The organism is Bacillus cereus, assembly GCF_002577405.1.
In the GTDB taxonomy this organism is placed as follows: domain Bacteria; phylum Bacillota; class Bacilli; order Bacillales; family Bacillaceae_G; genus Bacillus_A; species Bacillus_A cereus_AU.
In genome coordinates this window covers 51,997-78,478 of record NZ_NULR01000023.1, presented here as the reverse complement: position 1 = coordinate 78,478, position 26,482 = coordinate 51,997, and the positions used below count along the sequence as shown (strand labels likewise).

Genomic DNA, 26,482 nt, shown 5'->3' with positions numbered 1-26,482 from the left:
TAAAAAGAAAAACGGCCTCGCTTTTCATCAAAGCGAAGCCACCCTCTTCTTACTTACGCTTTTTCTTTTTCTTCTTGAATCCTGGTACATTTTCGAAGAATCCTTTTTTCTTCTTGCCATTACCATCTTTTTTCCCTGGCTGACTTGAGGAAGCTGAAGCAGAGGCTGATCCTGGTCCTTTTCCTTTACCTTTGCTGCCACGATCAAACTTTCTTCCTGTGCCGCGTTCGCCACCGCGCTCGTTACTACGCTCGCTACGTCCACCGCGTTTCTTTCTGCCTGTTCTTGGCTGTTCGATAACGACTGGACGATCTTTAAACTTACGACGAGGTGTACCTTTCATGCCAACGATTTCAAAGTCGATTGCGCGCTCGTCTTTGTTTACGTTAATAACACGAATTGTAATTTCGTCACCGATGCGGAATACGTTACCTGTACGTTCTCCAATCATTGCGAAATGCTGCTCGTCATAACGGTAGTAATCATCCGTTAAGTAGCTAACGTGTACAAGACCTTCAATTGTATTTGGCAGCTCTACGAATAAACCGAAGTTTGTTACAGAGCTAATCATACCATCATACTCTTCGCCGATCTTATCAACCATGTACTCTGCTTTTTTCATTTCGTCTGTTTCACGCTCTGCTTCAACAGCACGGCGCTCCATATTAGAAGAGTGCTCTGCAATCTCAGGCAAGTTTTCACGCCATTTTGCTTGTGTTTCGTTGTCGACTTTACCGTTAATGATGTATTCACGAATCAATCTATGAACAATCGTATCTGGGTAACGACGAATTGGTGATGTGAAGTGCGTATAGAACTCCGTTGATAAACCGAAATGTCCTAAGCTATCCGAATCGTAACGTGCTTGCTTCATTGAACGAAGCATAACTGTTGAGATTACTACTTCTTCTGGTTGCCCTTGAACCATTTCAAGAATTTGCTGCAACGCACGTGGATGTATTTCATTCGCACGACCTTTTACTGCGTATCCGAAGTTCGTTACAAACTCGAAGAAACGCTCAAGCTTATCTTCTTTCGGATCTTCATGGACACGGTACATGAATGGTACGTTCATCCAGTGGAAGTGCTCTGCTACTGTTTCGTTCGCAACAAGCATAAACTCTTCAATTAACTTCTCTGATACAGAACGATCACGCATTACAACATCAGTCGGTTTTCCTTCTTCATCTACTAGTACTTTCGCCTCTTTAAAGTCAAAGTCAATTGCACCGCGGCGCATACGTTTTTCACGTAAAATTTGTGCCAATTGGCCCATCTCTTTAAACATCGGCACTAGCGGCTCATAGCGCTTAATTAACTCTTCGTCCTCATCTTCTAAAATGCTTCTTACGTCAGCATACGTCATACGCTCTGTCGTTTTAATAACACTTTGGAAAATCTCATGCTTTACAACATCACCTAAATTGTTGATTTCCATTTCACAAGATAGTGTCAGACGGTCTACTTTCGGATTTAATGAGCAAATACCGTTAGATAGACGATGCGGAATCATCGGAATTACACGGTCAACAAGATATACACTCGTCGCTCTTTCCGCTGCTTCAACATCAATCGGAGAACCTTCTTGAACGTAATGACTTACATCCGCAATATGAACACCCAGCTTGTAATTACCGTTCTCAAGCTTCGTCACTGTAACAGCGTCATCTAAATCTTTCGCGTCGGCACCGTCAATTGTAACAATCATTTGGTCACGTAAATCACGGCGATCTTTTAAATCTTCTTCTGAAATCGTTTCTGGTACACTGTTTGCATGCTCCATCACTTCTTCAGGGAACGCTAAAGGTAAATGATGTTTATGAATAACAGATAAAATATCTACTCCCGGATCATTTTTATGACCTAGAATTTGAATAACTTCACCTTCCGCACTTAAACGGTTCTCTGGATAGCTCGTAATTTTCACAACTACTTTATGGCCTTCTACAGCGCCCATAGATGCACTTTTCAAGATGAAAATGTCACTTGTCCAGCGTTTATTATCAGGGATAACAAACCCAAAGTTCTTCGATTCTGTATATGTACCAACTAGTTCCTTCGTTCCACGCTCTAAAATACGAACAATCGCGCCTTCTTGGCGTGATCCACTTGATTGTGAGCTAACACGCGCTAATACTGTATCACCATGAAGTGCGCCATTTAATTCCGTGGGCGGGATGAAAAGATCATCATCTCCGGTTTTCTTCTCTTCTGGAACAACGAACGCAAAACCACGTGCGTGCCCAATTAGTTTCCCGCGCACTAAGTTCATTTTTTCCGGAAGACCGTAGCGATTACTACGTGTGCGAATAACAAGCCCCTTTTCCTCCATCATTACAAGTGCCTTTACGAAATCTTTAAAGCCCTCAGAGCCTTTGATTCCAAATGCAGCTTCTAATTCTTGTATCGTTAACGGTTTATACGCTTCTTCTCTCATAAATAATAACAACTTATCAATATGTTCTTGTATGATTTCTTCCAAGCAAAAATACCTCCTTTAAACCCTTATATTATTTAGTGTATCCGAAAGATGGGGGATGTATAAAGTGAAACTTCAATCATCTCCCAATGATTTTTTTACAGTTTTCATAAAGTGAAACTTTCATCAGTGGGGTATCCATCCCCCACTGATTATTAGCCCACACCAATCGGGCTAATAAATTCCCTTATGAAAAAAAGAGGCAACTAGACCTTACCAATCTAGTTGCTCCAAGAAGTTATATACATCCTCATGTAGCACATCACGTTCTTTATCAAGTGTAATGACATGCGTAGAGTCTTCATACCATTTAATGTCTTTTAACGTAGATTCTACACCGTTATAAATAATGTTAGCACTATCTGTATTGATCATCTCATCATGGCGTGCTTGTACAACGAATGTTGGAGCATAAATCATATCAACATTATTGCGTACGTCACGAATCAACTCTTGTAATGCTTTTAATGTATTCATCGGTGTCTGTTTAAATTCGAACATTTCCTGCTCAATTCGCTCTGATGATTTTTGTTCACGCTTTTTATATTCGCGGGCATATGCCAATATACCTTGGTACATAATTTCTTCACTTTTAATGTACATAGGTGCACACATTGGTACAACACCTAAAATCGGTAATGTATAAGCAAGTTTTAATGAAAATACTCCACCTAATGATAATCCAACCGCAGCTATTTTCTCGTAACCTTGATCTTTTAAATGCTGGTAGGCATTCATTACATCTTTCCACCAATCTTCAGGACCTGTATGAACAAGCTGCTCTGGTGGTACACCGTGTCCTTTATAAATTGGCGCATGACAAGTATAGCCTTTCTTCTCTAAAAAACGTCCAAGCATGCGTACGTCAGCTGAGTTCCCTGTGAATCCATGTAATAATAAAACAGCGCGGTCTCCACCTTCAAATGTAAATGGTTTTGGAGATGCTAATTTCATCATGTACTTCTCCTCTTTCTCTTCTGTAATCTAGTCGTATTCTTTCTATTCTTAGTGTACCATATTTATAATTCTATAATCTAATTAGAAACTTTTTTCGAATAACAAATTAAAAAAAGAAGAACCATTAGCATAATCCGCTAACGCTTCTTCTTTTAATTTTATAAGTTTAAGTACGTAACAGCAATTGTTAGTGTAAAGAACAATACAGCTAAAACAACTGTAATACGGTTTAATACCGCTTCAATCCCACGTGCTTTTTGCTTACCAAATAATTGCTCTGCACCGCCTGAAATAGCACCTGAAAGGCCTGAGCTATTACTAGACTGCATAAGTACCATAACAATTATTAAAATCGATACAATAATAAGTAAAACGGATAATAACGTATGCACTTGGCGTACCTCCTACAAAGATTCAGTTATTTTAACTGTAGCACAAATCCTATAGAAAAGCGAGAGCTATAGGGTCGCTCTCGCTTTTCTTCTATTACATAAACATCATTGCAAATAATGGTCCGAGCACACATGTTAAAATTGCTGTTAATGTCATTGTTACCGATCCAATAACACCTTCATGCTCATTATTTTTCATCGCTCTCATAACACCCATAATATGAGACGCACATCCAAAGCCAATCCCTTTACCAACCGAGTTTGTAACGCGGCTCCATTTTAACAAAATTGGTCCCGTAATCGTTCCAGTAATCCCTGCGATAACGACGAAAGCCGCTGTTAAGGACGGGACACCACCCACTTGTTCTGATACACTCATCGCAACTGGCATTGTCACTGACTTTGGTAAAGAAGATAAAATTAAGCTTTTATCTGTTCCCATAAGTGTTGCGATAACCATATCACTTGCAATCGCAACTGTCGTTCCAACAATTACACCGCCAGCAATTGGTACAACGTATTTTTGCAGAACATGGCGTTGTTTATAGAGCGGGATTGCGAATGCTACAACACCTGGTCCAAGTAATTCCGCAATCCAACCACCACCGCTTTCCATATAATTTTGATAAGGTATATCAAGTACTATAAATAAGAAAGCCATTAACCCCGTCGCTACAAGCATTGGAATAGTAAATGGTGTTGGAAATAATTTATAGATTTTTTTAGATAATTGATATAATAGCATCGTAAAAAGAACCCAACCAATTCCGATTAATATTTGGCTCATTGTGTCTCTTTTTCCTTTCTATTCGCAAGATATTGTCCTGTATGTCCTGCGGCAATAATAATTAAAAATGTACTCGCTATAATTGTAATAAAAAGAGAAATTCCTTTATTCATCAAAAAAGCACCGTAATTCATTAGGCCGAGCGTTGGCGGAATTAATAAAAACGGCATAATAGCAACGAGTGTTTCTGCTCCTAAATCAAACCATTTCACTGGAAGTACTTTTAGGCTAAGTAAAACAAGTAAGAGAAACATCCCAATCAAACTTCCTGGAATCGGAAGATTCACCATCTCTTGCACCCAATTTCCAACCATATAAAGCACATAAAGAGCAGCAATTTGGACAAGAATCTTTGTAAATTTCATGTTCATCATCCCTCATATTTATACGATCTTCTATTAATATCTTTATCATAGTATAAATTGTAAAAAGCTGCAATTTATCAACTTGACAGCAAAAATGCATCACATTATGCGCTTACACCCTTGATATGACTACGTTTCCGAACAAATTTTACGTCAAAAACCTTGACCTATTATGTAAAGTTTATATTTTCTGAATTTTAAACGTTACTATTTTAATAAAACAAATCCTTTTGTTTATATTCTACCTTCCCTCTCGCACACATACATATAAGAATAGGTGGTGAACATATGTCTAAAAAAGTTCTCATTTTTTGTGATCCTGGAATCGACGATACGATAGCCCTCCTACTCGCATTCTTTATCGATGAAATTGAAATCGTTGGGATTGTCGCTGATTACGGCAATGTCCCAAAAGAAATGGCCGTACAAAATGCTCATTTTCTTAAACAGAAATCAAAAAATCGAGATATAAAAATATTTGGTGGTTCAGAACGTCCTCTCAATGGAAGTCCGCCCGCTTTTTTTACCGATGTTCACGGTAAAGAAGGATTAGGACCAATCATCCCAAATGAAAAGTTACAAAACGGAGAAATGGAGAATTTCTTTGAAGTTATTCCTCTTATTGAACAATATAAAGACGAACTAGTCATCGTTAGTTTAGGGCGCCTTACTTCCCTAGCTATTTTATTTATTTTATGTAAAAACTTAATGCAGCAAATCCAGTCTTATTACATAATGGGCGGTTCCTTTTTACATCCAGGTAATGTTACTCCAATATCGGAAGCAAATTTTTATGGCGATCCAATCGCGGCTAACATTGTATTACAATCCGCATCTAACATGTACATATACCCGTTAAATGTAACGCAGTATTCCATCGTTACACCTGACATGGCTAAATACATTGAAGCAAAAGGCAAAGCCCCCCTCGTCAAACCTCTTTTCGATCACTATTACTACGGATATTATAAAGGTACCCTGCCGCATTTAAAGGGAAGCCCATTTCATGACACAATACCAATACTCGCTTTATTTGATAACTCTATGTTCACTTATCACCAGTCACCGATTGTTGTCATGACAGAATCTTATGCACAGGGAGCAACTATAGGAGAATTTCGCTCTTTAGTGCAGCCAAAGCCATTTATTGATTTGCCGAGTCATCAAATCGCAATTGATTTTGATTATAACCGCTTCTTTAAACATTTTATGTCGCTTATGACAGGTGAAAAATTTTAGCAAAAAAAACAGACCGTGATTTCTCACGGTCTGTCGTTATTTTCTACAATTATCGTTTGATATTGTAGAAAGATTTTAAACCATCGTAAACAGCGATTTCGCCTAGTTCGTCTTCGATGCGTAATAATTGGTTGTACTTAGCAATACGGTCAGTACGGCTCATAGAACCAGTTTTGATTTGGCCAGCATTAGTTGCAACTGCGATGTCAGCGATTGTAGCATCTTCAGTTTCACCAGAACGGTGAGATACAACTGCTGTGTAACCAGCACGTTTAGCCATTTCGATAGCTTCGAAAGTCTCAGTTAAAGTACCAATTTGGTTAACTTTAATTAAGATTGAGTTAGAGATACCTTTTTCGATACCTTCAGCAAGTTTTTGAGTGTTAGTTACGAATAAGTCGTCACCAACTAATTGTACTTTATCACCGATACGCTCAGTTAATAATTTGTGACCATCCCAGTCGTTTTCGTCTAAACCATCTTCGATAGAGATGATTGGGAAGTCTTTGCAAAGCTCTTCGTAGAAATCAACCATTTCTGCAGAAGTTAAGCCAGTACGGCCTTCGCCTGCAAGGTCATATTTACCAGTTTCTTTGTTGTAGAACTCAGAAGAAGCAACGTCCATTCCTAAGAATACGTTCTCGCCAGCTTTGTAACCAGCTTTTTCGATAGCTTCGATGATTACTTCTAGAGCTTCACGGTTAGAACCAAGGTTTGGAGCGAATCCACCTTCGTCACCTACTGCAGTGTTAAGACCTTTGTCATGTAATACAGCTTTAAGTGCATGGAATACTTCAGCACCCATACGGATTGATTCTTTGAATGTTGGAGCACCAACTGGTAAGATCATGAACTCTTGGAAGTCTACGTTGTTATCAGCGTGAGAACCACCGTTGATGATGTTCATCATTGGAGTTGGTAATTGTTTTGCATTGAATCCACCAAGGTAACGGTATAATGGAAGACCTACGAAGTCAGCTGCTGCGTGAGCTACTGCCATAGATACACCAAGGATAGCGTTAGCGCCTAGTTTACCTTTGTTTGGAGTGCCATCTAATTCGATCATAGCACGGTCGATACCAGCTTGGTCAGTTACGTCGAAACCAACGATTTCTGGAGCGATTGCTTCGTTAACGTTGTTTACTGCGTTCATAACACCTTTACCAAGGTAACGAGATTTGTCACCGTCACGTAATTCTACTGCTTCGTGCTCACCAGTAGATGCACCACTTGGTACGATAGCGCGTCCGAAAGCGCCGCTTTCTGTGTAAACTTCAACTTCTACAGTTGGGTTACCACGAGAGTCAAGGACTTCGCGAGCATAAACATCAATAATTGTTGACATAATAAATTCTCTCCTTTTTATATAAGCAAATTATTTAATGATTGTTTTACCTGTCATTTCTTTCGGTTGTTCCACATTTAAAAGTGTAAGCATTGTTGGAGCGATATCTCCCAAAATACCACCTTCACGAAGCTCTACATCATTTTTTGTAACGATGAAAGGAACCGGGTTAGTTGTATGAGCTGTCATTGGTCCACCATCAGCAGTTAACTCCTGATCAGCATTACCATGGTCAGCAGTAATAAGTGCTACACCATCTTTTGCAAGAATCGCTTCTACAACTTTTCCTAAACATTCGTCAGTTGCTTCTACTGCTTTAATTGTTGGTTCCATCATCCCAGAATGGCCAACCATATCACAGTTCGCAAAGTTAAGAATGATAACATCATGTTTATCATTTTCGATTTCATTTACTAAAGCGTCCGTTACTTCGTAAATGCTCATTTCAGGTTTCAAATCATACGTTGCAACCTTCGGTGAGTTAATTAAAATGCGCTCTTCTCCTGGGAATTCAGCCTCACGACCACCGCTAAAGAAGAATGTAACGTGCGGATACTTTTCAGTTTCCGCGATGCGAAGTTGCTTTAATCCCGCTTGCGCAACAACTTCACCTAAAGTGTTATCAAGGTTCATTGGCTTGAATGCCACGTAACCATCTACAGTTTCACTGAAATGTGTCATACAAACGAATTCAGGAATGTGAGGTACTTTTTCACCACGATCAAACTCACGGAAGTCTTCGTTTGTAAATACACGAGCAATTTGAATTGCACGGTCTGGACGGAAGTTATAGAAGATAACTGCATCATCATTATTGATTGTTGCAACTGGCGTGTCATCTTCGTTAACAATTACAGACGGCAATACGAATTCATCGTAGATACCATTTGCATAAGAGTCTTCTATACACTCTTCTGCTGATTTATAAGTAGGGCCTTCACCATTCACCATAGCACGGTAACATTTTTCTACGCGATCCCAACGCTTGTCACGGTCCATGGAGTAATAACGACCAGAGATAGTCGCGAATTGTCCTACTCCTGTTTCTTTAATTACTTCATTTGTTGCATCGATATAACCTTTTGCTGTTTGTGGTCCAACATCGCGGCCATCTAAGAATGCATGGATATAAACTTTCTCCACGCCTTCTTTTGCTGCTAAGCGAAGAAGAGCAAACATGTGGTTCATGTGACTGTGCACACCACCATCAGAAAGTAAACCGAATAAATGAAGAGCAGTACCTTTTTCTTTTACGCTTTTAATTGCATTTTGGAATGTTTCGTTCTTGTCGAACTCACCTTCACGAATTGCAACGTTTACACGTGTTAAGCTTTGATATACTACGCGGCCAGCACCGATGTTTAAGTGACCAACCTCAGAGTTACCCATTTGACCTTCTGGAAGACCTACTGCCTCACCACAAGCTGTAAGCGTTGTGTGAGGGAATTTGTTCCAGTAACCATCAAAATTAGGTTTCTTAGCTTGTGCTACAGCATTCCCGTAAGTTTCTTCACGTAGTCCGAAACCATCAAGAATGATTAAAGCTGTTGGCTTTCTCATTTTACCGCCCCCAGAAGACCTAAGAACGAAGCAGGCTCTAAGCTAGCACCGCCAACTAAAGCGCCGTCGATGTCAGATTGTGCCATATACTCTTTAATGTTTTCTGGTTTTACGCTACCGCCGTATTGAATACGAACAGCTTCTGCAGCTTCTGGAGAAACAGCTTCTGCAACAACTTTACGGATGTGCGCACATACTTCGTTTGCATCTGCAGAAGAAGAAGATTTACCTGTACCGATAGCCCAGATTGGCTCATAAGCGATAACAGTTGCTTTAACTTGCTCTTCTGTTAAACCTGCAAGTGCTTTTGTCACTTGACCTGCTACTAGATCAAATGTTTTTCCGCTTTCGCGCTCTTCTAAAGTCTCACCACAACAAACGATTGGTGTTAAACCATGTTCAAATGCTGCAAGAGTCTTTTTGTTTACTGACTCATCTGTTTCAGCAAACATTTCACGACGCTCAGAGTGGCCAAGTACTACGTAGCCTACTTTTAAGTCGCTAAGTGCTACTGGGCTAATTTCGCCAGTGAATGCACCATTTTTTTCGAAGTGCATGTTTTGTGCACCTACTTGTAAGTCAGTTCCTTCAGTTGCTGCTACAAGACGCTCTAAAAATAGAGCTGGAGAGCAAACTACTGCATCAACAGCTGAAGCTGCTGGGATTTGACCTTTAACTTCCTCTACGAAGCTAACTGCTTCAGATAGAGTTTTATTCATTTTCCAGTTACCTGCGATAATTGGTTTACGCATGCTTTGCACCGTCCTTTTTCTTTGGCTGCTACTTATTTGTCGTTAAGACAAACTACACCTGGAAGTTCTTTACCTTCCATGAATTCTAATGACGCACCGCCGCCAGTAGAAATGTGGCTCATTTTATCAGCCATACCGAATTTTTCAACAGCTGCTGCAGAGTCACCACCGCCGATAACAGAGTATGTATCTTCTGCATCTGCTAATGCTTGTCCTACTGCTTTTGTACCTTCTGCGAATGGAGTCATTTCGAATACACCCATTGGTCCATTCCATACAACAAGCTTAGAGTTTTTAATTACATCTGCATAAATTTCACATGTTTTAGGACCGATATCCACGCCTTCCCATGTAGAAGGAATAGAGTCGATACCAACGATTTGAGTCGTTGCAGTTTCAGAGAATTCCTCAGTGATTACAACATCAACTGGCATATAGAAGTTTACGCCTTTTTCTTTTGCAAGTTGCATAAATTCTTTAGCTAGTTCAATCTTGTCGTCTTCACATAGAGATTGACCAATTTCATGACCTAAAGCTTTAACGAATGTGTAAGCAAGTCCACCACCGATGATTAAGTTATCTACTTTGTCTAATAGATGACGAATTACACCGATTTTATCTTTTACTTTCGCACCACCGATGATAGCTGTGAATGGACGTTCTGGGTTAGAAAGTGCTTTACCTAATACATCTAACTCTTTTTCCATTAATAAACCAGATACTGCTGGTAGATAGTCTGCGATTCCTGCTGTAGAAGCGTGAGCACGGTGAGCTGCACCGAATGCATCGTTTACGAAGATATCAGCAAGAGCTGCAAATTGTTTCGCAAGTTCTGCATCGTTCTTTTCTTCGCCCGCATAGAAACGTACGTTTTCAAGAACTAATACGTCGCCTTCGTTCATTGCTGCAACCATTTCTTGTGCAACTGGTCCGAATGCTTCGTCCGCTTTCTTAACATCTTTACCAAGAAGCTCGCCTAAACGTGCTGCTACTGGAGTAAGACGTAATTCTTCTACTGCTTGACCTTTTGGACGACCTAAGTGGCTTGCTAAAATAACTTTCGCACCTTGCTCTACTAAATATTGAATTGTAGGAAGAGCTGCACGGATACGAGTTTCATCTGTAATTTTGCCTTCTTTCATAGGTACGTTGAAATCAACGCGGCAAAATACACGCTTACCTTTTAAATCTACATCACGAATTGATTTTTTGTTCATTGGATTTCCCTCCGACTACTAGTTAGGATTGACAAAACCCATTCAAAAGCTTAACACATTTGCTTCTAAAATTAAAGAAGAGAGAGAGGGAACAAACCCTCTCCCTCGTTTTGTCATTGATTACTTATATTATTAAGAATTAAAGACCTTTAGAAGTCATGTATGCTGCTAAGTCTACTACGCGGTTAGAGTAACCAGTTTCGTTATCGTACCAAGAAAGTACTTTAACCATGTTACCTTCCATTACCATTGTAGATAATGCATCGATTGTAGAAGAAGCTGTACATCCGTTATAGTCGATAGATACTAATGGCTCTTCGCTGTATCCAAGGATACCTTTTAATTCGCCTTCAGCTGCTGCTTTGAATGCTGCGTTTACTTCTTCAACTGTTACTTCTTTGTCAAGTTCAACAACTAAGTCAACAAGAGAAACGTTAGCAGTTGGAACACGTACAGCTCCACCGTTTAATTTTCCTTTAAGTTCTGGTAATACTAATGCTACAGCTTTAGCAGCACCAGTAGATGTTGGAATCATGTTTTCAGCTGCTGCACGAGCACGACGTAAATCTTTGTGTGGTAAGTCTAAGATTTGTTGGTCGTTAGTGTAAGAGTGAATTGTTGTCATCATTCCGCGTTTTACGCCGAATTTTTCGTTTAATACTTTAGCGAATGGAGCTAGACAGTTTGTAGTACAAGAAGCGTTAGATACTACGTTGTGGTTAGCTGCATCGTATTGTTCGTGGTTAACACCCATAACTACAGTGATATCTTCGTCAGAAGCTGGAGCTGAGATGATAACTTTCTTAACTGATCCACCTAAGTGTTTTTCAGCGTCTGATTTTTTAGTGAAACGGCCAGTAGATTCTACTACTACTTCTACTCCGTAGTCGCTCCATGGTAATTGAGCTGGGTCACGCTCAGCGATAACTTTAATTTCTTTACCGTTAACAACGATGCTGTTTTCGTTAGCAGATACTTCTGCATTTAAAGTTCCGTGAACTGTGTCATATTTTAAAAGGTGAGCTAATGTTTTAGCATCTGTTAAGTCGTTGATTGCTACTACTTCTACCTCAGAGTTGTTAAGAGCTGCGCGGAATACGTTACGTCCGATACGTCCAAATCCATTAATACCAATTTTAGTCATTTGAATTTCCTCCTTGGGGGATTATATTAAAGGGTAATACCCTTTGTTAATTGTTTTGCTGCACCTTCATCTGTAATTAGAATTGAAGTGTGCCCTTGCTTAATTACAGCCTGTATTGCCTTTGCCTTTGAAGAACCTCCAGCGACTGCAACAACGTGAGATACATTTTGTAAATCTTCTAGTTGCATACCAACTGTTCTTACTTTATGAACAACATTGCCTTGTTCATTAAAGTAGTAACCGAAAGCTTCGCCCACTGCTTCGCCTGCCTGAATCTTTAACCAATCTGCTTCTGAAGTATTTCTGCGACGTGCCATTGTTAACGCATCACCTATTCCATGAATGACGATATTGGAAGATCGAATCAACTCAAGAACTTCTTTCACGGAAGGCTCTGTCACAATAGACGCATATGCTTCGCTACTTACATGGTCCGGAACATACAATAAGCGATAATTACTCATCGTATTTTGCGCCATCTTGGCACAAATGGTATTGGCTTCTAATTCAACACCTTCTCCAATTCCACCACGAGCTGGGACAAATAGCATATGTAAATCTTTGCAATCAAGCTGCATCATGTCCGCAACAGCAGCTAGCGTAGTTCCTCCAGCCACAGCAACGATATTATTCGCTGTCAAACGGTCTTTTATACAAGTCACACAAGCACGGCCCATCTCCAGTTTGACCCAAGGTGATTCATCACTATCACCAGGGACAACGAAAACTTCATCCAAGTCTAATGTTTCCTTAAGTTGTTTCTCTAAAACCTTTAACCCGGAAATTTCTTTCATAAAGTCTTCCAAAGCAAGAACTAAAGTTGTTCCTTCTTCTGTCAAAGTCATTCCAGAAGAAGCGACGTGAACTAAGTTTTGTTCTTTCAAAACTTGAACTTCACTTCGCAATACTCGTTCTGTCATACCGAGACTTGCTGATAAGTTTCTTCTTCCAATCGGCTGCATAAGCCTAATGTACTGAAGTACTTGCATTCTCGTTTGCATAACAGGTAGCAGATCAGGTAATAATTTTTTTGTGTTCTGAATCCATGAGCGCATATCTTTTCTCCTCACTACATTGGTTCAATTTTCTTCGTGGTCATTTTATGTCCCGTAGTGACATTTTGTGTCCCACATAAGTTAAAAAAATAATCCCTGCTACGTGTATTATTGTAACAGGAGATAGAAACTTATTCAACTCTTAACTGAATTGTTTATATAGTTTATTATGAAACCTTTGTGAATGTTCCCATATTCCACCTGTTTTCCGCCTATTTCTACAACCGGAATCATTAAGTGATATTTTTCTAAAAGGTCATTATCTTCATATATATCTATTTCCTCAATTTGAAAAGAATATTCACATTGTACTTCCTTTAAAACTTGTTTCGCCTTCACGCAAAGACCACAATCTTTTTTTGTATATAGTACAACTTTCATCTTTTTCACCTATCCAATTGTTTTTCTTAGAGACGAAGCTGGAATATGCATTTGTTCTCTATATTTCGCAACTGTTCTTCGAGAAATAACGATTTCATGCTCTTCTTCTAACAATTTTGAAATCTTTTGATCCGAAAGTGGCTTTTTCTTATTCTCCGCTTCCACAAGTGTTTGAATCAATTGTTTCACCCGCTTCGTCGAAATAGCTTCATCCTCCGTCGTCGAAACAGCTGTACTAAAGAATGCTTTCATTTCAAACAAGCCATGTGGCGTTTGCACATATTTATTACGCGTTGCACGACTAATTGTAGATTCATGCACACTTAGCTCTTCTGCTACCTCTTTTAAAGCAAGTGGTTTTAAATATTCTGGACCTTTCCAGAAGAAATCACGTTGTTTTTCCATTATAATGCCCATTACTTGTAAGAGTGTTTGTTTTCTTTGTTTCAAACTGCGCATAATCCATTGTACATGCTGATACTTCTCGGATACGTAAGAAGCAACTTCACTTTCACTATTATTTAGAAGCGCACTATACTCAGAGTGAATTTCAATTCTCGGCATATTTCTCTCATTCATCTGTAAAACGAGATGATCCCCATCTTTTTTCACAGCCATATCAGGCACGATATAAAGTGGTTTATCGGAAGAAAATGCAAGACCTGGTTTTGGTTGTAATGACGTTATACAATTTACCGCATCCTGTAATTCCTCATTACTACACTTCAACACTTGAACGAGCTTTCGCCAATCTTTCTTCACGAAATAAGCAAATTGCTCCTCTATAACTTCCTCAGCTAAACCATTCCGTCTTTGTAAGCGCTTCAATTGCAAGGTTAGACATTCCTGAATATCACGTGCCCCTACCCCTGCTGGCTCAAGTGATTGGACAAGCTCCACAGAACGGTCTACTACATCCATTGGTGCGGAAAGAAGCTCTGCTAACTCTTCATTCGTTTCTTGTAAATAGCCATTTCCATCCATGTTCATAATAATGAAAGAAGCCGCTTTTCGCTCTTCCTCATCTATTTTATAATACTGTATTTGATTTAATAAATGTTGCTGAATCGTTGTAGAATCCACACTGTAGATTTCCATTTGATTCTCGACTTGTTTGCCGGTACTTTTACTTGTGTTAGAGCTCTTTTTCTTCTCCCTCTCAAAACCACCTAACTCAATAAGGGGATTCTCTAACGATTGCTCATACAAAAACTCCGATAATTCTTGTACATTATACTGGAGCATTGTAATCGCTTGCCTTAACTCTTGTGTCATTGCCAAACGTAAGCTTTGTTCTTGTAAAAGACTTGCCTTCAAACTAATCTCCCCCTTGTTTCTATTGTACAATAAGTTTGGTAAAAGGAGAATGCTATCACAGACACCCATTCCAAAATATTATTAATTTATATGTATTAATCAGATTTACATCTTACAACCGAAAAACGAATAATATTGAAAGAAAATAATAACGCACAAAATTATTACCACATACTAATAGTAAATCTTATCACCAGATATAACAAGGTATAATAAAAAAAGGTCTGAACTTACATTTGTAAGTTCAGACCTTTTTACGCGCCCAGAGGGATTCGAACCCCCGGCAGACGTGGTACCGGAAACCACCGCTCTATCCGACTGAGCTATGGGCGCATGATTATAAAAAACACTTCATTTTCTTCTCATAATAATAGCAATAAAATCCATCTAAATCAATAAAAATATCCCCTTAATCCTTTATACCCCTTAGCTAAGAGTATATAAGTAAATCGCTCTCCCCTAAATTTTCCAATCATAAATTCACCCCAATTCACAAATTATAACTTTTGAATTGATATTCCAAAGGGGGCTTCATTCAATGACTGTAATTACAAAACTAAAGCAAACTGTTTCTGGATTAAAAAGTGCACAAGCTAGCTTAGAGGGATTCGCTCTTGATACGGATAACCAACAAGCAAAGCAACTTTTCCAAACAGCTGCGCAGCAAACTCAAACAATTATCGATTCTTTAAACCCGCGCGTTGAAGAAGTCCAACAAGAAGAACCGCAATACTCACAGCAATAACAAATCGCTTATATAGCGAAATAGAAAAGGGATGATTTGCAGTCATCCTTTTTCTATCACATTACATACTGCAATAGAAATGGAATGATTATAATGCGAAAACTCGGAATCATAACCGCGTTATTTATGCTCCTATTCGGTTCACTTACCGGATGTGATAATAGCCCATTAGATAAAAAGGTAAAAAAAGAAGAAGCTAAACGAACGGAAGAAGACAAGGGTCCTAAGTTAACAAAAATGAGTACAGAATCCTTTAATCAATCTATATCGCAAGAAGCTAAAAAAAAGGCTCTCGCTATGGAGGGAATTATAGAAGCTACCGCAGTGAATACGAATTTAGATCTTTACATAGCCGTCAAACCTGAACATCACGAAAGATTTGGTTTAAAGCCATTGCGAAGTAAATTAAAAAAGAAGCTAAGTGATGAAAACCCTACTTTCGATATTCGTGTAAGTACAGACAAAAAGATTTTTATGCTTATAAAAGATCTTGAAAACAAGATTAAGAAAAAGGAAGTAAGCAAGGATGGCATTAAAGATCAATTGAAACTCATCCAATCAGAAATGGGATCTAATATTTAAGCTTTCTAAAAGAGAAGGAAGGATTCAAATGTCTAGTAAAGATAAAAATTTAACACCTGTGCAACAGGAATATAAAAAATTCGCGCAAGAACGCGAACCAAAGCGCCCCGTCTTAAAAAATTGTATAAAAGCTTTTTTCGTCGGGGGATTAATTTGTCTAATAGGCCAACTAATTTCTACCTTTTATATTACTTATTTTGATTTCACTGAACGCTCTGCCGGGAATCCTACAGTTGCAACTCTTATTTTTATCTCTATGCTACTAACGGGGTTTGGCGTCTACGATCGCCTTGGGCAATTTGCTGGTGCTGGTACCGCTGTTCCCGTTACTGGATTTGGAAACTCTGTTATTGCCGCATGTATTGAACACCGTACAGAAGGATTCGTTCTCGGTGTTGGTGGTAACATGTTTAAACTAGCAGGATCGGTTATCTTATTTGGCGTATTTTCAGCTTTTGTCATCGCTCTTATTAAAACGATTCTCTTTCAATGGGGAGGGCTATAAATGTTACAAGGACACCGAACATGGGTATTCGAAAACAAACCAGTTATCATCTCAACAGGTGTAGTCGGTGGCCCATTTGAGGCAAAGGGAAAAATCCCTGAAGACTTCGATACCCTTCATGAAGATTTATGGCTCGGACAAGATTCCTATGAAAAAGCACATAAAATTTTGTTTGAAGAAGCTTGTAGCCGTGCTACAGAAAAAGCGAAACTTCGGAAAGATGATATTCAATTCGTTCTCGCTGGAGATTTAATTAACCAAATTACACCTACTAGCTTTGCATGCCGCACACTTGGCACGCCTTATCTTGGTTTATTCGGTGCCTGCTCTACTTCTATGGAAGGCTTAGCACTTGGTGCAAGTATCGTAAATGCGAAAGGCGCGAAATATTTATTAACTGGTGCTTCAAGCCATAATACTGCCGTAGAAAAACAATTCCGCTATCCAACTGAATATGGGGGCCAAAAACCTCCTACCGCCCAGTGGACAGTTACCGGAGCAGGAGCCGCTATTTTGAGCGATACTGGACATGGCCCTAGGGTAACATCTGCAACAATCGGGCGAGTTGTTGATATGGGATTAACGGATCCATTTAACATGGGAGGCGCGATGGCTCCCGCTGCTGTCGATACAATTGAAGCTCATTTAAGAGAAAGAAATCTCGATGCGTCTCACTACGATTTAATCGTAACAGGCGACCTCGGACATGTTGGACGCGAAATTGCTTATGACTTACTACATAAACATGGGACAAAAGTAACAAATGAACAATTTCAAGATTGCGGACTACTCATTTACAGAGAAGGTCAACCTGTAATAGCCGGCGGAAGTGGCCCAGGCTGTTCAGCAACAGTCGTGTACGGGCATTTATTAAATCGAATGAAAAGAGGAGAATTTAATAAAATACTTGTCGTTGCGACAGGCGCTTTACTATCTCCGATTACATTCCAACAAGAAGAAACGATTCCATGTATCGCTCACGCCGTTTCGATTGAATTTGGAGGTGCAACACAATGATTTTTTTCTGGGCTTTTGTCATCGGTGGACTTATATGTGTAATTGGTCAACTTATGTTTGATGTGGGTAAACTTACTCCTGCCCATACAATGGCAACACTCGTTGTCGCTGGGGCTATATTAGATGGATTCAATCTATATGAACCATTAATTGATTTCGCTGGGGCTGGAGCAACTGTACCGATTACAAGTTTCGGAAACGCCCTCGTTCATGGCGCGATGGAAGAAGCTGCAAAGCACGGAATCGTTGGCGTCATTACTGGCATGTTTAAAGTAACGAGCGCTGGTGTATCAGCAGCTATCATTTTCGGCTTCATCGGTGCATTACTATTTAAACCAAAAGGATAAGAGGTGTTTGTATGACTGTTATCGCTAGCGTAAAAACGTGTCTTGCTAGTTTAAGGGGCGCTCAAGCAAGTTTAAGCTCCCTTTCTTTAAATTCCGCAGATGAAGAATCAAAACGCGTCTTTCATGAATGCATGTTAGAAATGGACAGTGTCATCACTGATCTAAAAGATAGAGTTTCACTATTAGAACGTGAAGAACCTCAATATAAAGGGTTTTAAGTAAACTGGAGGAAATTGACTATGTCTCACCTACCCGAATGGACACTCGTCATTCTCCGCTCTGTATTCATACTAATCATGCTATTTGCTATTACAAAATGGCTAGGGAAAAGACAAATCTCCCAGCTCTCCTTTTTCGAATACATAGCTGGAATGACAATTGGTGATATTGCTGCCCAAGTATCTACAGGGCTCGATTCAAAATTTTTCCACGGCGTCTTTGCGATACTCATTTTTGCTGTGGTACCTTTTTTCACAGGAATCCTCTCCTTAAAGAACAAAACAGCTCGAGATTTTTTTGAAGGGAAATCTACCGTATTAATAAAAGATGGAAAAATACTTGAAGATAACTTAAAGAAAGAAAAGTATACAAGCGACGAATTGCTCGAGCTTCTCCGAGGAAAAAGTGCATTCAACATAGCTGATGTAGAATTTGCCGTACTAGAACCTAGCGGGGAGTTAAATGTATTATTGAAGAAAGATCGTCAACCACTTACAGCGAAAGACATCAGTTTAAAAGTCCCGAATGAAAAAGAACCACAAACCGTTATTATGGATGGAAATGTACTAGATGAACCACTTTCCTCTAGCGGACATAACCGCGCTTGGTTACATTCAGAACTAGAAAAACTCGGTGTCGTTATCGAAAACGTCTTTCTTGGTCAAGTTGATTCGTATGGGCAACTGACTATCGACATTTATAATGATAAACTTCAAATGCCTTCTCCTCAAAACAAACCTTTACTATTGGCATCTTTAAAAAAATGTCATGCTGATCTTGAATTATTTTCTTTAGAAACAAAATCGAAATCAGCAAGTGAAATGTACAGTAAAAACGCGAAACAAGTTGAAAAGATTTTAAATAAAGTAACCTATCTTTTAAAAGAATAAAGTAAAACTTTAATCAGTGGGGGGCATATTATTAGCCCTCACCAATCGGGCATTTACGGGCAGTTAATCTCCCACCTAACTTCTTTGCTCCAGCCGAATTTTGAGGCGGGAGTCTTACTGCCCATAAATATCGAAAGAACGCTTCAGTAAAATAGCGTTCTTTTCTTTTTTTCTAAAGCTTTCATAACGTTTAAATTTATTTAATTCGGTTAAGATGTTGAAGATACATAAGCAGGGAATTTCAAAAACATAGCGAATAATTCTTGGTACAACTACATATTTTTTTGATTTAAAGTGGTTTCGTTTGACCTTTATTGACCATAATTGTATTATAAGACTAAGAAAGCTTTAGAAGGAGGAAATAACAGATGAATTTAATTCCTACAGTAATTGAACAAACAAATCGTGGAGAACGCGCTTACGATATTTACTCTCGACTATTAAAAGACCGCATCATTATGCTTGGTAGTGCAATTGATGACAACGTAGCAAACTCAATCGTTTCCCAGCTTTTATTCTTGGAATCTCAAGATCCAGAAAAAGATATTCATATCTACATTAACAGCCCTGGTGGTTCTATCACAGCAGGTATGGCAATCTACGATACAATGCAGTTTATTAAACCGCAAGTATCAACAATCTGTATCGGTATGGCGGCATCTATGGGTGCATTCTTACTAGCAGCAGGTGAAAAAGGAAAACGTTTCGCGCTTCCTAACAGTGAAGTAATGATCCACCAACCACTTGGCGGTGCACAAGGTCAAGCGACTGAAATCGAAATCGCTGCAAAACGTATCCTATTCTTACGTGAAAAATTAAACCAAATTCTTGCTGACCGTACAGGTCAACCACTTGAAGTTCTACAACGCGACACAGACCGCGACAACTTCATGACAGCAGAAAGAGCTCTAGAATACGGCTTAATCGATAAAATCTTTACAAATCGTTAATAACTAAAAGCGGAAGCGGCTCGTTCAGAATGTGAGGAGGATGGAGCTTCTGACAAAGAGGTGCTTTTTACCTCGGCGGAAGAAGCGAAGCCACCGAACATTCTAGCCGCTGGAGCTGGATATAACAAAAAGCGGAAGCGCCCTATTACAGGGCGCTTTTTTCTGGTTAGATTTCCGCACGAATATACCCCTCCCGGTACCTACCTGGATATATCAGCGATTTTTCAAATATATCGACCGTAACTCAAATTATATCGGCGATTTTTTAATTATATCGACGGTTCGACACAACATATCGACTTACCGACAATTCTCGACAAGCACGCCCCCCTACATACCCCCACCTGACTTCTTGCTTCCGCTGAATTTTGAGGTCGGGATCTTACTGCCCAGCAAACAGCAAAAAACAAAAAAGCTATCGCACATATGCGATAGCAGTTTTATTGTACATATGCAGCTAATGCTTCTAAAGCCCCTTCTGCATCTGAACCTTCTGTTGTAATTGTTATTATGCTGCCAGTTCCGATTGCTAAGCTCATAATCCCCATTATGCTCTTTGCATTCACTGTCTTTCCATCTTTCTCAATGAAAATATCCGCATGAAAGCGATTTGCCTCTTGTACAAACAACGCAGCCGGACGTGCTTGTAAACCGTTTTTTAATGCAACCTTAACTTGTTTTTGAACCACAGCTCCATTTCCCCTTTAACCTCTTATTTTTTTGCTACCGTTTCCCCCGCGCGTAATTTCTCTGCAATTTCATCGATTTTACGCAAACGATGATTAATACCCGATTTACTAATTTTCCCCCCGGATACCATCTCACCTAATTCTTTCAATGTTACATCTTGATAATCTCTTCTTAGTTGTGCAATTTCTCGTAGTTTATCCGGCAAAATATCAAGACCAACCGTCTCATCAATATAGCGGATATTTTCAATCTGCCTTAGTGCTGCACCAATTGTTTTATTTAAATTGGCTGTTTCGCAGTTCACTAGACGATTTACTGAGTTACGCATATCGCGCACAATTCGAATGTCTTCAAATCTTAAAAGTGCATTATGAGCACCTATAATATTTAAAAACTCCGTAATTTTCTCAGCTTCTTTCAAATACGTAATGTACCCTTTTCTTCTTTCCAACGTCTTACTATTTAAATCAAATCCGTTCATCAGTTCACATATAGCATCATTATGTTCCTTATATAACGAAAAGATCTCTAAATGATAAGATGATGTTTCTGGGTTATTTACTGAACCACCTGCTAAAAATGCACCGCGTAAATACGATCGTTTGCAACATTTTTTCTCAATTAATTCTTGTGATATATTTCGAATAAATGAAAAGTCGTCTCGAACAATATGAAGATCCGCTAATATTTCACGAGACTTCTCAACAAGTCGCACAATATATACATTATTTTTCTTCAGTCGCATTTTTTTACGAACAAGTAATTCTACCGTCACGTCATATCCTTTTTTCAAAAGCGTATAAATCCTTCTTGCAATTGCTGCATTTTCTGTTTGAATATCGATAGATAGACGACGGTTTGAAAAAGAAAGTGATCCGTTCATTCGAAGCAACGCTGATAATTCTGCTTTCTCACAGCATTCCTTCATTTCAAGATTCGTCAACTCTTTCTTTGTTTCTGATGCAAATGACACAGTCAACACCTCCTTATACTATTATTGTGGAACAAAAATCTTGTCCTATATGAATGAAGGAGCGTTACCTCAAACGAGGCAACGCACATTTATAATAGTGAATATAAAATAGAAGCTAACTTCAATGTATCATGCCTTACAACACGATCATCGTACTTCGCTAATTGATCTTGAATTACATTAATATTATTTTCAGCAAAACGGTCCTCATCCACTACAACTGGTGCCGACATTTCTTCCTCATATAACTCACGTAATTCACAAGGAATCTCACGGTTATTTACAATTGCTGTATCGATAAATGGTTGCCCTAAATGATCATGCAACGCCTGCACATGGTCAAACGCTGTATATCCCATCGTTTCACCCGCTTGCGTCATAACATTACATACATATACCTTCTTCGCTTTTGCAGCAAGAACAGCGTCCCCAATTTTGTTAACAACTAAATTCGGCAATATACTCGTATACAAACTTCCCGGACCGAAAACAAGTAAATCAGCTCGTTTAATCTCAGCCAACGTTTCATGCAATGGCTCTACATCTTCCGGAGTTAAAAAGACACGGTTAATCTTCTTTCCGTAATAAGGAATCTTTGATTCACCTGTTACAATTTCTCCATCTTCTAGTTCCGCATGAAGTACCGCACTTTGATTCGCTGCTGGCAATACACGCCCTCTGACATTTAATACTTTACTCGTTTCCGTAATCGCATGGTAAAAGTCTCCTGTAATCGAAGTCATGCCTGCCAATAGTAAATTTCCTAACGCATGACCTTTCAGTCCATCTCCTGTTGTGAAACGATGCTGAAATAAAGCTTCCACCAATGGTTCTACATCCGATAATGCAACAAGTACGTTACGAATGTCACCTGGGGGTGGAATTTCTAGCTCATCACGTAATCTACCTGAACTGCCACCATCATCAGCGATTGTAACAACTGCTGTAATATCAACAGGATATTGCTTTAATCCTCGTAATAAAACAGAGAGTCCAGTTCCTCCTCCCATGATGACAATTTTAGGTTTTCTCTCTTTTTTCATCCCTTAATGGCCCTTTCTCTTCTCCACATCACGATGAGATACATGAACGCTATACTCTGGTTTCAAATGTTTCCCAAGGTATTCTGTAAGCGTAACAGAACGATGTTGTCCACCTGTACATCCAATTGCAATTACAAGTTGACTCTTGCCTTCTCTTTTATAATGAGGCAGCATGAAAGTAATGAGATCTGTCAATTTCTCTAAAAACTTATGTGTCTCATTAAATTTCAGTACATACGATGAAACTTCTTCATCTAGTCCTGTTAATGGCTTCATATGTGGAATGTAATATGGATTCGGTAAAAATCGAACATCAAATACTAAATCTGCGTCAATTGGAATTCCGTACTTAAATCCAAACGACATAACATTTACACGAAATGCTTGCTCAGTTTCTGTTGAGAACAAGTGAACAATTTTTTCTCGTAATTCTTTCGGTTTTAAATCCGATGTATCAAGCACAATATTCGCTCGCGCCTTCATATCTGTTAATAAACCACGCTCCGCTTCGATTCCCTTTAACGGCAAACCAGTTGGCGCAAGTGGATGCGAACGTCTCGTTTCTTTATAACGAGTTACAAGCGTGCTATCTTTCGCATCTAAAAATAAAATATGAGGAATAATCCATGTACGTTCTGATAAATCATCAAGTGCTCCCCATAAATGTTCGAAAAACTCTCGACCACGTAAATCAACGCCAAGTGCTACTTTATTCATTTTCCCTTTTGAATCTGCCATAAGCTCAATAAACTTTGGCAATAACATCGGCGGTAAATTATCTACACAAAAATATCCTAAATCTTCAAAACTTTGTAAAGCTACTGTTTTTCCAGCTCCAGACATCCCTGTAATAATTACCATTTTTATATCATTTTTTTCTGTCATCGTATCCACTCCTTGACGGTTTAACTCGGATCTAATCGATATGAAAGCAACTCAAAATCTGGGGTATATACAAATGTACCGTAGATTATGCCATTTCCTTTAATTAAATAATCAATAATGTGATAATCTCCTGGCGCCATTGCTAAATCATCAATCTTATCAAATGTATGCCAACCAATGATGCCTTCTTCGCTCTCTAGTTTGTTTTCTCCTGCAAAATCCGTTGCTAAAAAGGAGAACATCATCCATTCAGAGACTACTTTATCACCTTCTTGAATGACAAAGGTGAAGACCCCCTTTAACGCTGGGTTTTTTAAATAAATACCTGTTTCTTCACGATATTCGCGAACAACTGAATCTCTTACCGTCTCACCGCGCTCCATTTTCCCGCCCGGTGCAACCCACCAATTTCGGCGAGGTTTTTGAAGTAAGAGTACTTCATTATCTCTAATTAACACACAGTTTGTCACTCTTTGCATGTTTCTTCACCTCAGCTACTTGCAGTAAAATTCTTAACTGCATACTCATTTCATTATACTATCAAAAACAGTTTGCTACAACGAAGGAGCCAGTCCTCTTTCGTTAAGCATATCTACTCAACAATTGTAGAAAAGCTTTCCATAACAAACAATCTAAATGCTTTGACTTCCAATGAATCATATAAAAAATCCCCTTAACGAATTTTATCGTCAAGGGGATTAGAGCTCTTATTTCTTACCGAAATAAGCCACAATCGCAAATCCTAAAATAAAGGTAATAATTGAACTTACAATTGAAAATCCACCAGTTGGAATACCAGGGAACACAATTACAATCGAACCGATAACAAGCCCAATAATTGCCGCAAATGTCATACTTTTATAACGATCTAGTAAAAAACTAATTCCTTTACTACTTACAACAAATCCAACCATAACACCGGCACCAATAACTACGATTAATGGTAAATTGAGTGTAGTTAACGCATTAATCGCTGTTGGGTACACACCGATAATTAATAAAATAAACGATCCACTAATTCCAGGAAGAAGCATAGCCATACTAGCCATCCATCCTGCGAAAAATAAACCGATTGCATTTAGAATTGTTAACGTCGTAATTGGATCTGCTGCCTTATCTGGCTTAAAGAATGCTGTTATTGCAACAAGAATTGCTGCAACAATTAATAAAGCGATATGCTTACCTTTAAACGTCGCCTTTGCATCAGCTTCTCTCATTAACATTGGTAATATACTAATAATTAAACCGAGGAAGAAAAATTGAGTTGGTTCATGATGATTTTCAAGTAAATATTTAATAACGTGACTTAGCGTTAAAAACGCTGCCGCCACGCCAGCAGCAAGAGGAATTAAAAATCCCAAATGTTTTTTCCATTCACGACTAAAGAACCCACTAATTGCCGCAAGCAATTGTTCATAAATTCCTAACACAACAGCGATTGTACCGCCGCTCACACCAGGAATTAAATCACTAACGCCCATACAAAATCCACGATATATATTACGCCATTCCATACTGAATAAATTCCTCATTTCTTATAGTGATTTTTTCCGTAAATTCCAGTATATCAATAAGAAAGCTTATAATCCTTATTATTTTTGACAAAACTTTGACATTTTCACACAAAAAAAGAAGAAAGCTCCTATTAGTAGCTTCCTTCTCAAAAGGTCTATTATCCCTTATTTTTCTGTTACAGCTTTTAGTTGTTCTACTAATTCTTCTACGTAATGTTGTGCACTTTGCGCTGCAATACTGCCATCGCCAGTTGCAGTTACAATTTGACGAAGCATTTTTTCGCGAACATCACCAGCTGCGAAAATACCAGGAACTTTCGTTTCCATACGCTCATTCGTTTCAACGTAACCATTTTCATTTGTAATACCTAATTCAACAAACGGTTTTGATAAAGGTAGCATACCGATGTATACGAATACGCCGTCAGTTTTGACTTCTTGCTCTTCTCCACTGTTTACGTCTACAAGTGTTACGCTTCCTACTTTACCATTTGCTTCGTTAATTTCTTTTATAGTGTGATTCCAAATGAAATCTACTTTCTCATTTTGGAAAGCACGATCTTGTAAAATTTTCTGTGCACGAAGCGTGTCACGACGGTGAACGATTGTTACTTTTGATGCGAAGCGTGTTAAGAACACACCCTCTTCAACAGCAGAATCTCCGCCGCCAATAACAACAAGTTCTTTCCCTTTAAAGAATGCCCCATCACATACCGCACAATACGATACACCGCGGCCACCAAGTTCTGTTTCTCCTGGCACACCGATTTTTTTATACTCTGCACCGCTTGCAACGATAATTGCACGTGCTTTATATTCTTTTTTACCAGCAATAATTGTTTTGTATTCTTTACCATCGATGATTTCTTTCACATCACCGTATGCATATTCAGCACCAAATTTCTTCGCATGCTCGAACATTTTATTTGATAAGTCTGGTCCTAAAATAGACTCATAACCTGGGTAGTTTTCTACATCTTCTGTATTTGCCATCTGTCCGCCTGGAATACCACGCTCAAGCATCAATGTGCTTAAATTCGCACGAGATGTATATACTGCAGCTGTCATACCAGCTGGTCCTGCACCAATAATAATGACATCATAAATTTTTTCTTCTGACACACTATTCACT

General features: G+C 38.9%; 29 protein-coding genes and 1 tRNA gene. 9 read left to right on the top strand and 21 right to left on the bottom strand.

All coding sequences use genetic code 11. The annotated features are described in order from the left end of the window. Positions 1–49: 49 nt before the first annotated feature. The 5 genes from rnr to COC96_RS23865 all read right to left on the bottom strand — a co-directional run bounded on the left by rnr (position 50) and on the right by COC96_RS23865 (position 4,989). Complete coding sequence (gene rnr, locus COC96_RS23885; RefSeq protein ID WP_098769517.1) at positions 50–2,482, bottom strand: ribonuclease R; 2,433 nt, start codon at positions 2,480–2,482, stop codon at positions 50–52. Positions 2,483–2,692: 210 nt separating this feature from the next. Continuing rightward, complete coding sequence (locus COC96_RS23880; protein ID WP_180234969.1) at positions 2,693–3,433, bottom strand: alpha/beta hydrolase; 741 nt, start codon at positions 3,431–3,433, stop codon at positions 2,693–2,695. Between the two features lie 161 nt (positions 3,434–3,594). Beyond that, the gene (gene secG / locus COC96_RS23875; RefSeq protein WP_088232038.1) at positions 3,595–3,828 is read right to left on the bottom strand and encodes a preprotein translocase subunit SecG; all 234 of its coding nucleotides are present in this window, start codon (positions 3,826–3,828) and stop codon (positions 3,595–3,597) included. A 94-nt stretch (positions 3,829–3,922) separates the two neighbouring features. Then, complete coding sequence (locus tag COC96_RS23870) at positions 3,923–4,615, bottom strand: LrgB family protein (protein ID WP_098268289.1); 693 nt, start codon at positions 4,613–4,615, stop codon at positions 3,923–3,925. Further along, positions 4,612–4,989, bottom strand: coding sequence for a CidA/LrgA family holin-like protein (locus COC96_RS23865; protein WP_176538778.1), 378 nt, complete (start codon positions 4,987–4,989; stop codon positions 4,612–4,614). Before COC96_RS23865 ends, COC96_RS23870 begins: the two co-directional genes overlap by 4 nt. Positions 4,990–5,268: 279 nt before the next feature. Between COC96_RS23865 and COC96_RS23860 the strand changes: the two genes are divergently transcribed. After that, positions 5,269–6,219 (top strand): nucleoside hydrolase, encoded by a 951-nt coding sequence (locus COC96_RS23860; RefSeq protein WP_098769514.1) that lies wholly within the window; start codon positions 5,269–5,271, stop codon positions 6,217–6,219. A gap of 49 nt (positions 6,220–6,268) precedes the next feature. Here the strand turns inward: COC96_RS23860 and eno are convergent, their stop codons facing one another. From eno to COC96_RS23815, 9 genes are all read right to left on the bottom strand, one after another. Continuing rightward, a complete protein-coding gene (eno, locus tag COC96_RS23855; RefSeq protein WP_002124088.1) occupies positions 6,269–7,564 on the bottom strand; it encodes a phosphopyruvate hydratase in 1,296 nt (431 codons plus the stop codon). Positions 7,565–7,594: 30 nt separating this feature from the next. Further along, positions 7,595–9,124 (bottom strand): 2,3-bisphosphoglycerate-independent phosphoglycerate mutase, encoded by a 1,530-nt coding sequence (gpmI, locus tag COC96_RS23850; protein ID WP_098769512.1) that lies wholly within the window; start codon positions 9,122–9,124, stop codon positions 7,595–7,597. Continuing rightward, positions 9,121–9,876: a triose-phosphate isomerase gene (gene tpiA / locus COC96_RS23845; protein ID WP_001231042.1), complete on the bottom strand. Its 756-nt coding sequence runs from the start codon at positions 9,874–9,876 to the stop codon at positions 9,121–9,123. The genes gpmI and tpiA overlap by 4 nt, the downstream gene beginning before the upstream one ends. A gap of 32 nt (positions 9,877–9,908) precedes the next feature. Next, positions 9,909–11,093 (bottom strand): phosphoglycerate kinase, encoded by a 1,185-nt coding sequence (locus tag COC96_RS23840; RefSeq protein ID WP_098268286.1) that lies wholly within the window; start codon positions 11,091–11,093, stop codon positions 9,909–9,911. 139 nt (positions 11,094–11,232) lie between these two features. Continuing rightward, complete coding sequence (gene gap / locus COC96_RS23835) at positions 11,233–12,237, bottom strand: type I glyceraldehyde-3-phosphate dehydrogenase (protein WP_000161236.1); 1,005 nt, start codon at positions 12,235–12,237, stop codon at positions 11,233–11,235. Positions 12,238–12,263: 26 nt separating this feature from the next. Then, a complete protein-coding gene (gene cggR, locus COC96_RS23830) occupies positions 12,264–13,292 on the bottom strand; it encodes a gapA transcriptional regulator CggR (RefSeq protein WP_098268285.1) in 1,029 nt (342 codons plus the stop codon). A 135-nt stretch (positions 13,293–13,427) separates the two neighbouring features. Then, positions 13,428–13,673, bottom strand: coding sequence for a glutaredoxin family protein (locus COC96_RS23825; RefSeq protein WP_098268284.1), 246 nt, complete (start codon positions 13,671–13,673; stop codon positions 13,428–13,430). Between the two features lie 9 nt (positions 13,674–13,682). Continuing rightward, positions 13,683–14,990 (bottom strand): RNA polymerase factor sigma-54, encoded by a 1,308-nt coding sequence (gene rpoN, locus COC96_RS23820; protein ID WP_098769510.1) that lies wholly within the window; start codon positions 14,988–14,990, stop codon positions 13,683–13,685. Between the two features lie 257 nt (positions 14,991–15,247). Further along, positions 15,248–15,323: transfer RNA gene (locus COC96_RS23815), tRNA-Arg, on the bottom strand. 205 nt (positions 15,324–15,528) lie between these two features. On the opposite strand from COC96_RS23815, the gene COC96_RS23810 reads away from it, so the two are divergent. From COC96_RS23810 to clpP, 8 genes are all read left to right on the top strand, one after another. Then, positions 15,529–15,735 (top strand): DUF1657 domain-containing protein, encoded by a 207-nt coding sequence (locus COC96_RS23810; RefSeq protein WP_000216166.1) that lies wholly within the window; start codon positions 15,529–15,531, stop codon positions 15,733–15,735. 93 nt (positions 15,736–15,828) lie between these two features. Continuing rightward, a complete protein-coding gene (locus tag COC96_RS23805) occupies positions 15,829–16,317 on the top strand; it encodes a YhcN/YlaJ family sporulation lipoprotein (RefSeq protein WP_098769508.1) in 489 nt (162 codons plus the stop codon). A gap of 28 nt (positions 16,318–16,345) precedes the next feature. Continuing rightward, complete coding sequence (gene spoVAC / locus COC96_RS23800; protein WP_098268281.1) at positions 16,346–16,822, top strand: stage V sporulation protein AC; 477 nt, start codon at positions 16,346–16,348, stop codon at positions 16,820–16,822. After that, the gene (gene spoVAD / locus COC96_RS23795) at positions 16,823–17,839 is read left to right on the top strand and encodes a stage V sporulation protein AD (protein ID WP_098268280.1); all 1,017 of its coding nucleotides are present in this window, start codon (positions 16,823–16,825) and stop codon (positions 17,837–17,839) included. It abuts the gene before it with no gap. Then, positions 17,836–18,186 (top strand): stage V sporulation protein AE, encoded by a 351-nt coding sequence (gene spoVAE, locus COC96_RS23790; protein WP_000575919.1) that lies wholly within the window; start codon positions 17,836–17,838, stop codon positions 18,184–18,186. The genes spoVAD and spoVAE overlap by 4 nt, the downstream gene beginning before the upstream one ends. An 11-nt stretch (positions 18,187–18,197) precedes the next feature. Continuing rightward, the gene (locus tag COC96_RS23785) at positions 18,198–18,404 is read left to right on the top strand and encodes a DUF1657 domain-containing protein (protein ID WP_097904164.1); all 207 of its coding nucleotides are present in this window, start codon (positions 18,198–18,200) and stop codon (positions 18,402–18,404) included. A 21-nt stretch (positions 18,405–18,425) separates the two neighbouring features. Next, positions 18,426–19,295 (top strand): DUF421 domain-containing protein, encoded by an 870-nt coding sequence (locus COC96_RS23780; RefSeq protein WP_098769506.1) that lies wholly within the window; start codon positions 18,426–18,428, stop codon positions 19,293–19,295. A gap of 368 nt (positions 19,296–19,663) precedes the next feature. After that, positions 19,664–20,245: an ATP-dependent Clp endopeptidase proteolytic subunit ClpP gene (gene clpP / locus COC96_RS23775; protein ID WP_001049156.1), complete on the top strand. Its 582-nt coding sequence runs from the start codon at positions 19,664–19,666 to the stop codon at positions 20,243–20,245. Between the two features lie 440 nt (positions 20,246–20,685). On the opposite strand, the gene COC96_RS23770 is transcribed toward clpP, so the two are convergent. The 7 genes from COC96_RS23770 to trxB all read right to left on the bottom strand — a co-directional run bounded on the left by COC96_RS23770 (position 20,686) and on the right by trxB (position 26,472). Further along, a complete protein-coding gene (locus tag COC96_RS23770; protein WP_097904162.1) occupies positions 20,686–20,934 on the bottom strand; it encodes an HPr family phosphocarrier protein in 249 nt (82 codons plus the stop codon). Between the two features lie 23 nt (positions 20,935–20,957). After that, positions 20,958–21,908, bottom strand: coding sequence for a DNA-binding protein WhiA (gene whiA, locus COC96_RS23765; protein ID WP_000006563.1), 951 nt, complete (start codon positions 21,906–21,908; stop codon positions 20,958–20,960). Positions 21,909–21,997: 89 nt separating this feature from the next. Beyond that, the gene (locus COC96_RS23760; RefSeq protein WP_097904160.1) at positions 21,998–22,951 is read right to left on the bottom strand and encodes a gluconeogenesis factor YvcK family protein; all 954 of its coding nucleotides are present in this window, start codon (positions 22,949–22,951) and stop codon (positions 21,998–22,000) included. Positions 22,952–22,954: 3 nt separating this feature from the next. Then, on the bottom strand, positions 22,955–23,836 hold the full coding sequence (gene rapZ, locus COC96_RS23755; protein WP_097904159.1) for an RNase adapter RapZ: 882 nt from the start codon (positions 23,834–23,836) through the stop codon (positions 22,955–22,957). Positions 23,837–23,856: 20 nt separating this feature from the next. Beyond that, complete coding sequence (locus COC96_RS23750; protein WP_001190080.1) at positions 23,857–24,315, bottom strand: NUDIX hydrolase; 459 nt, start codon at positions 24,313–24,315, stop codon at positions 23,857–23,859. A 228-nt stretch (positions 24,316–24,543) separates the two neighbouring features. Next, positions 24,544–25,350 (bottom strand): DUF368 domain-containing protein, encoded by an 807-nt coding sequence (locus COC96_RS23745; protein ID WP_098268276.1) that lies wholly within the window; start codon positions 25,348–25,350, stop codon positions 24,544–24,546. Positions 25,351–25,515: 165 nt separating this feature from the next. Next, positions 25,516–26,472: a thioredoxin-disulfide reductase gene (trxB, locus tag COC96_RS23740; protein WP_141535970.1), complete on the bottom strand. Its 957-nt coding sequence runs from the start codon at positions 26,470–26,472 to the stop codon at positions 25,516–25,518. Positions 26,473–26,482 lie beyond the last annotated feature (10 nt).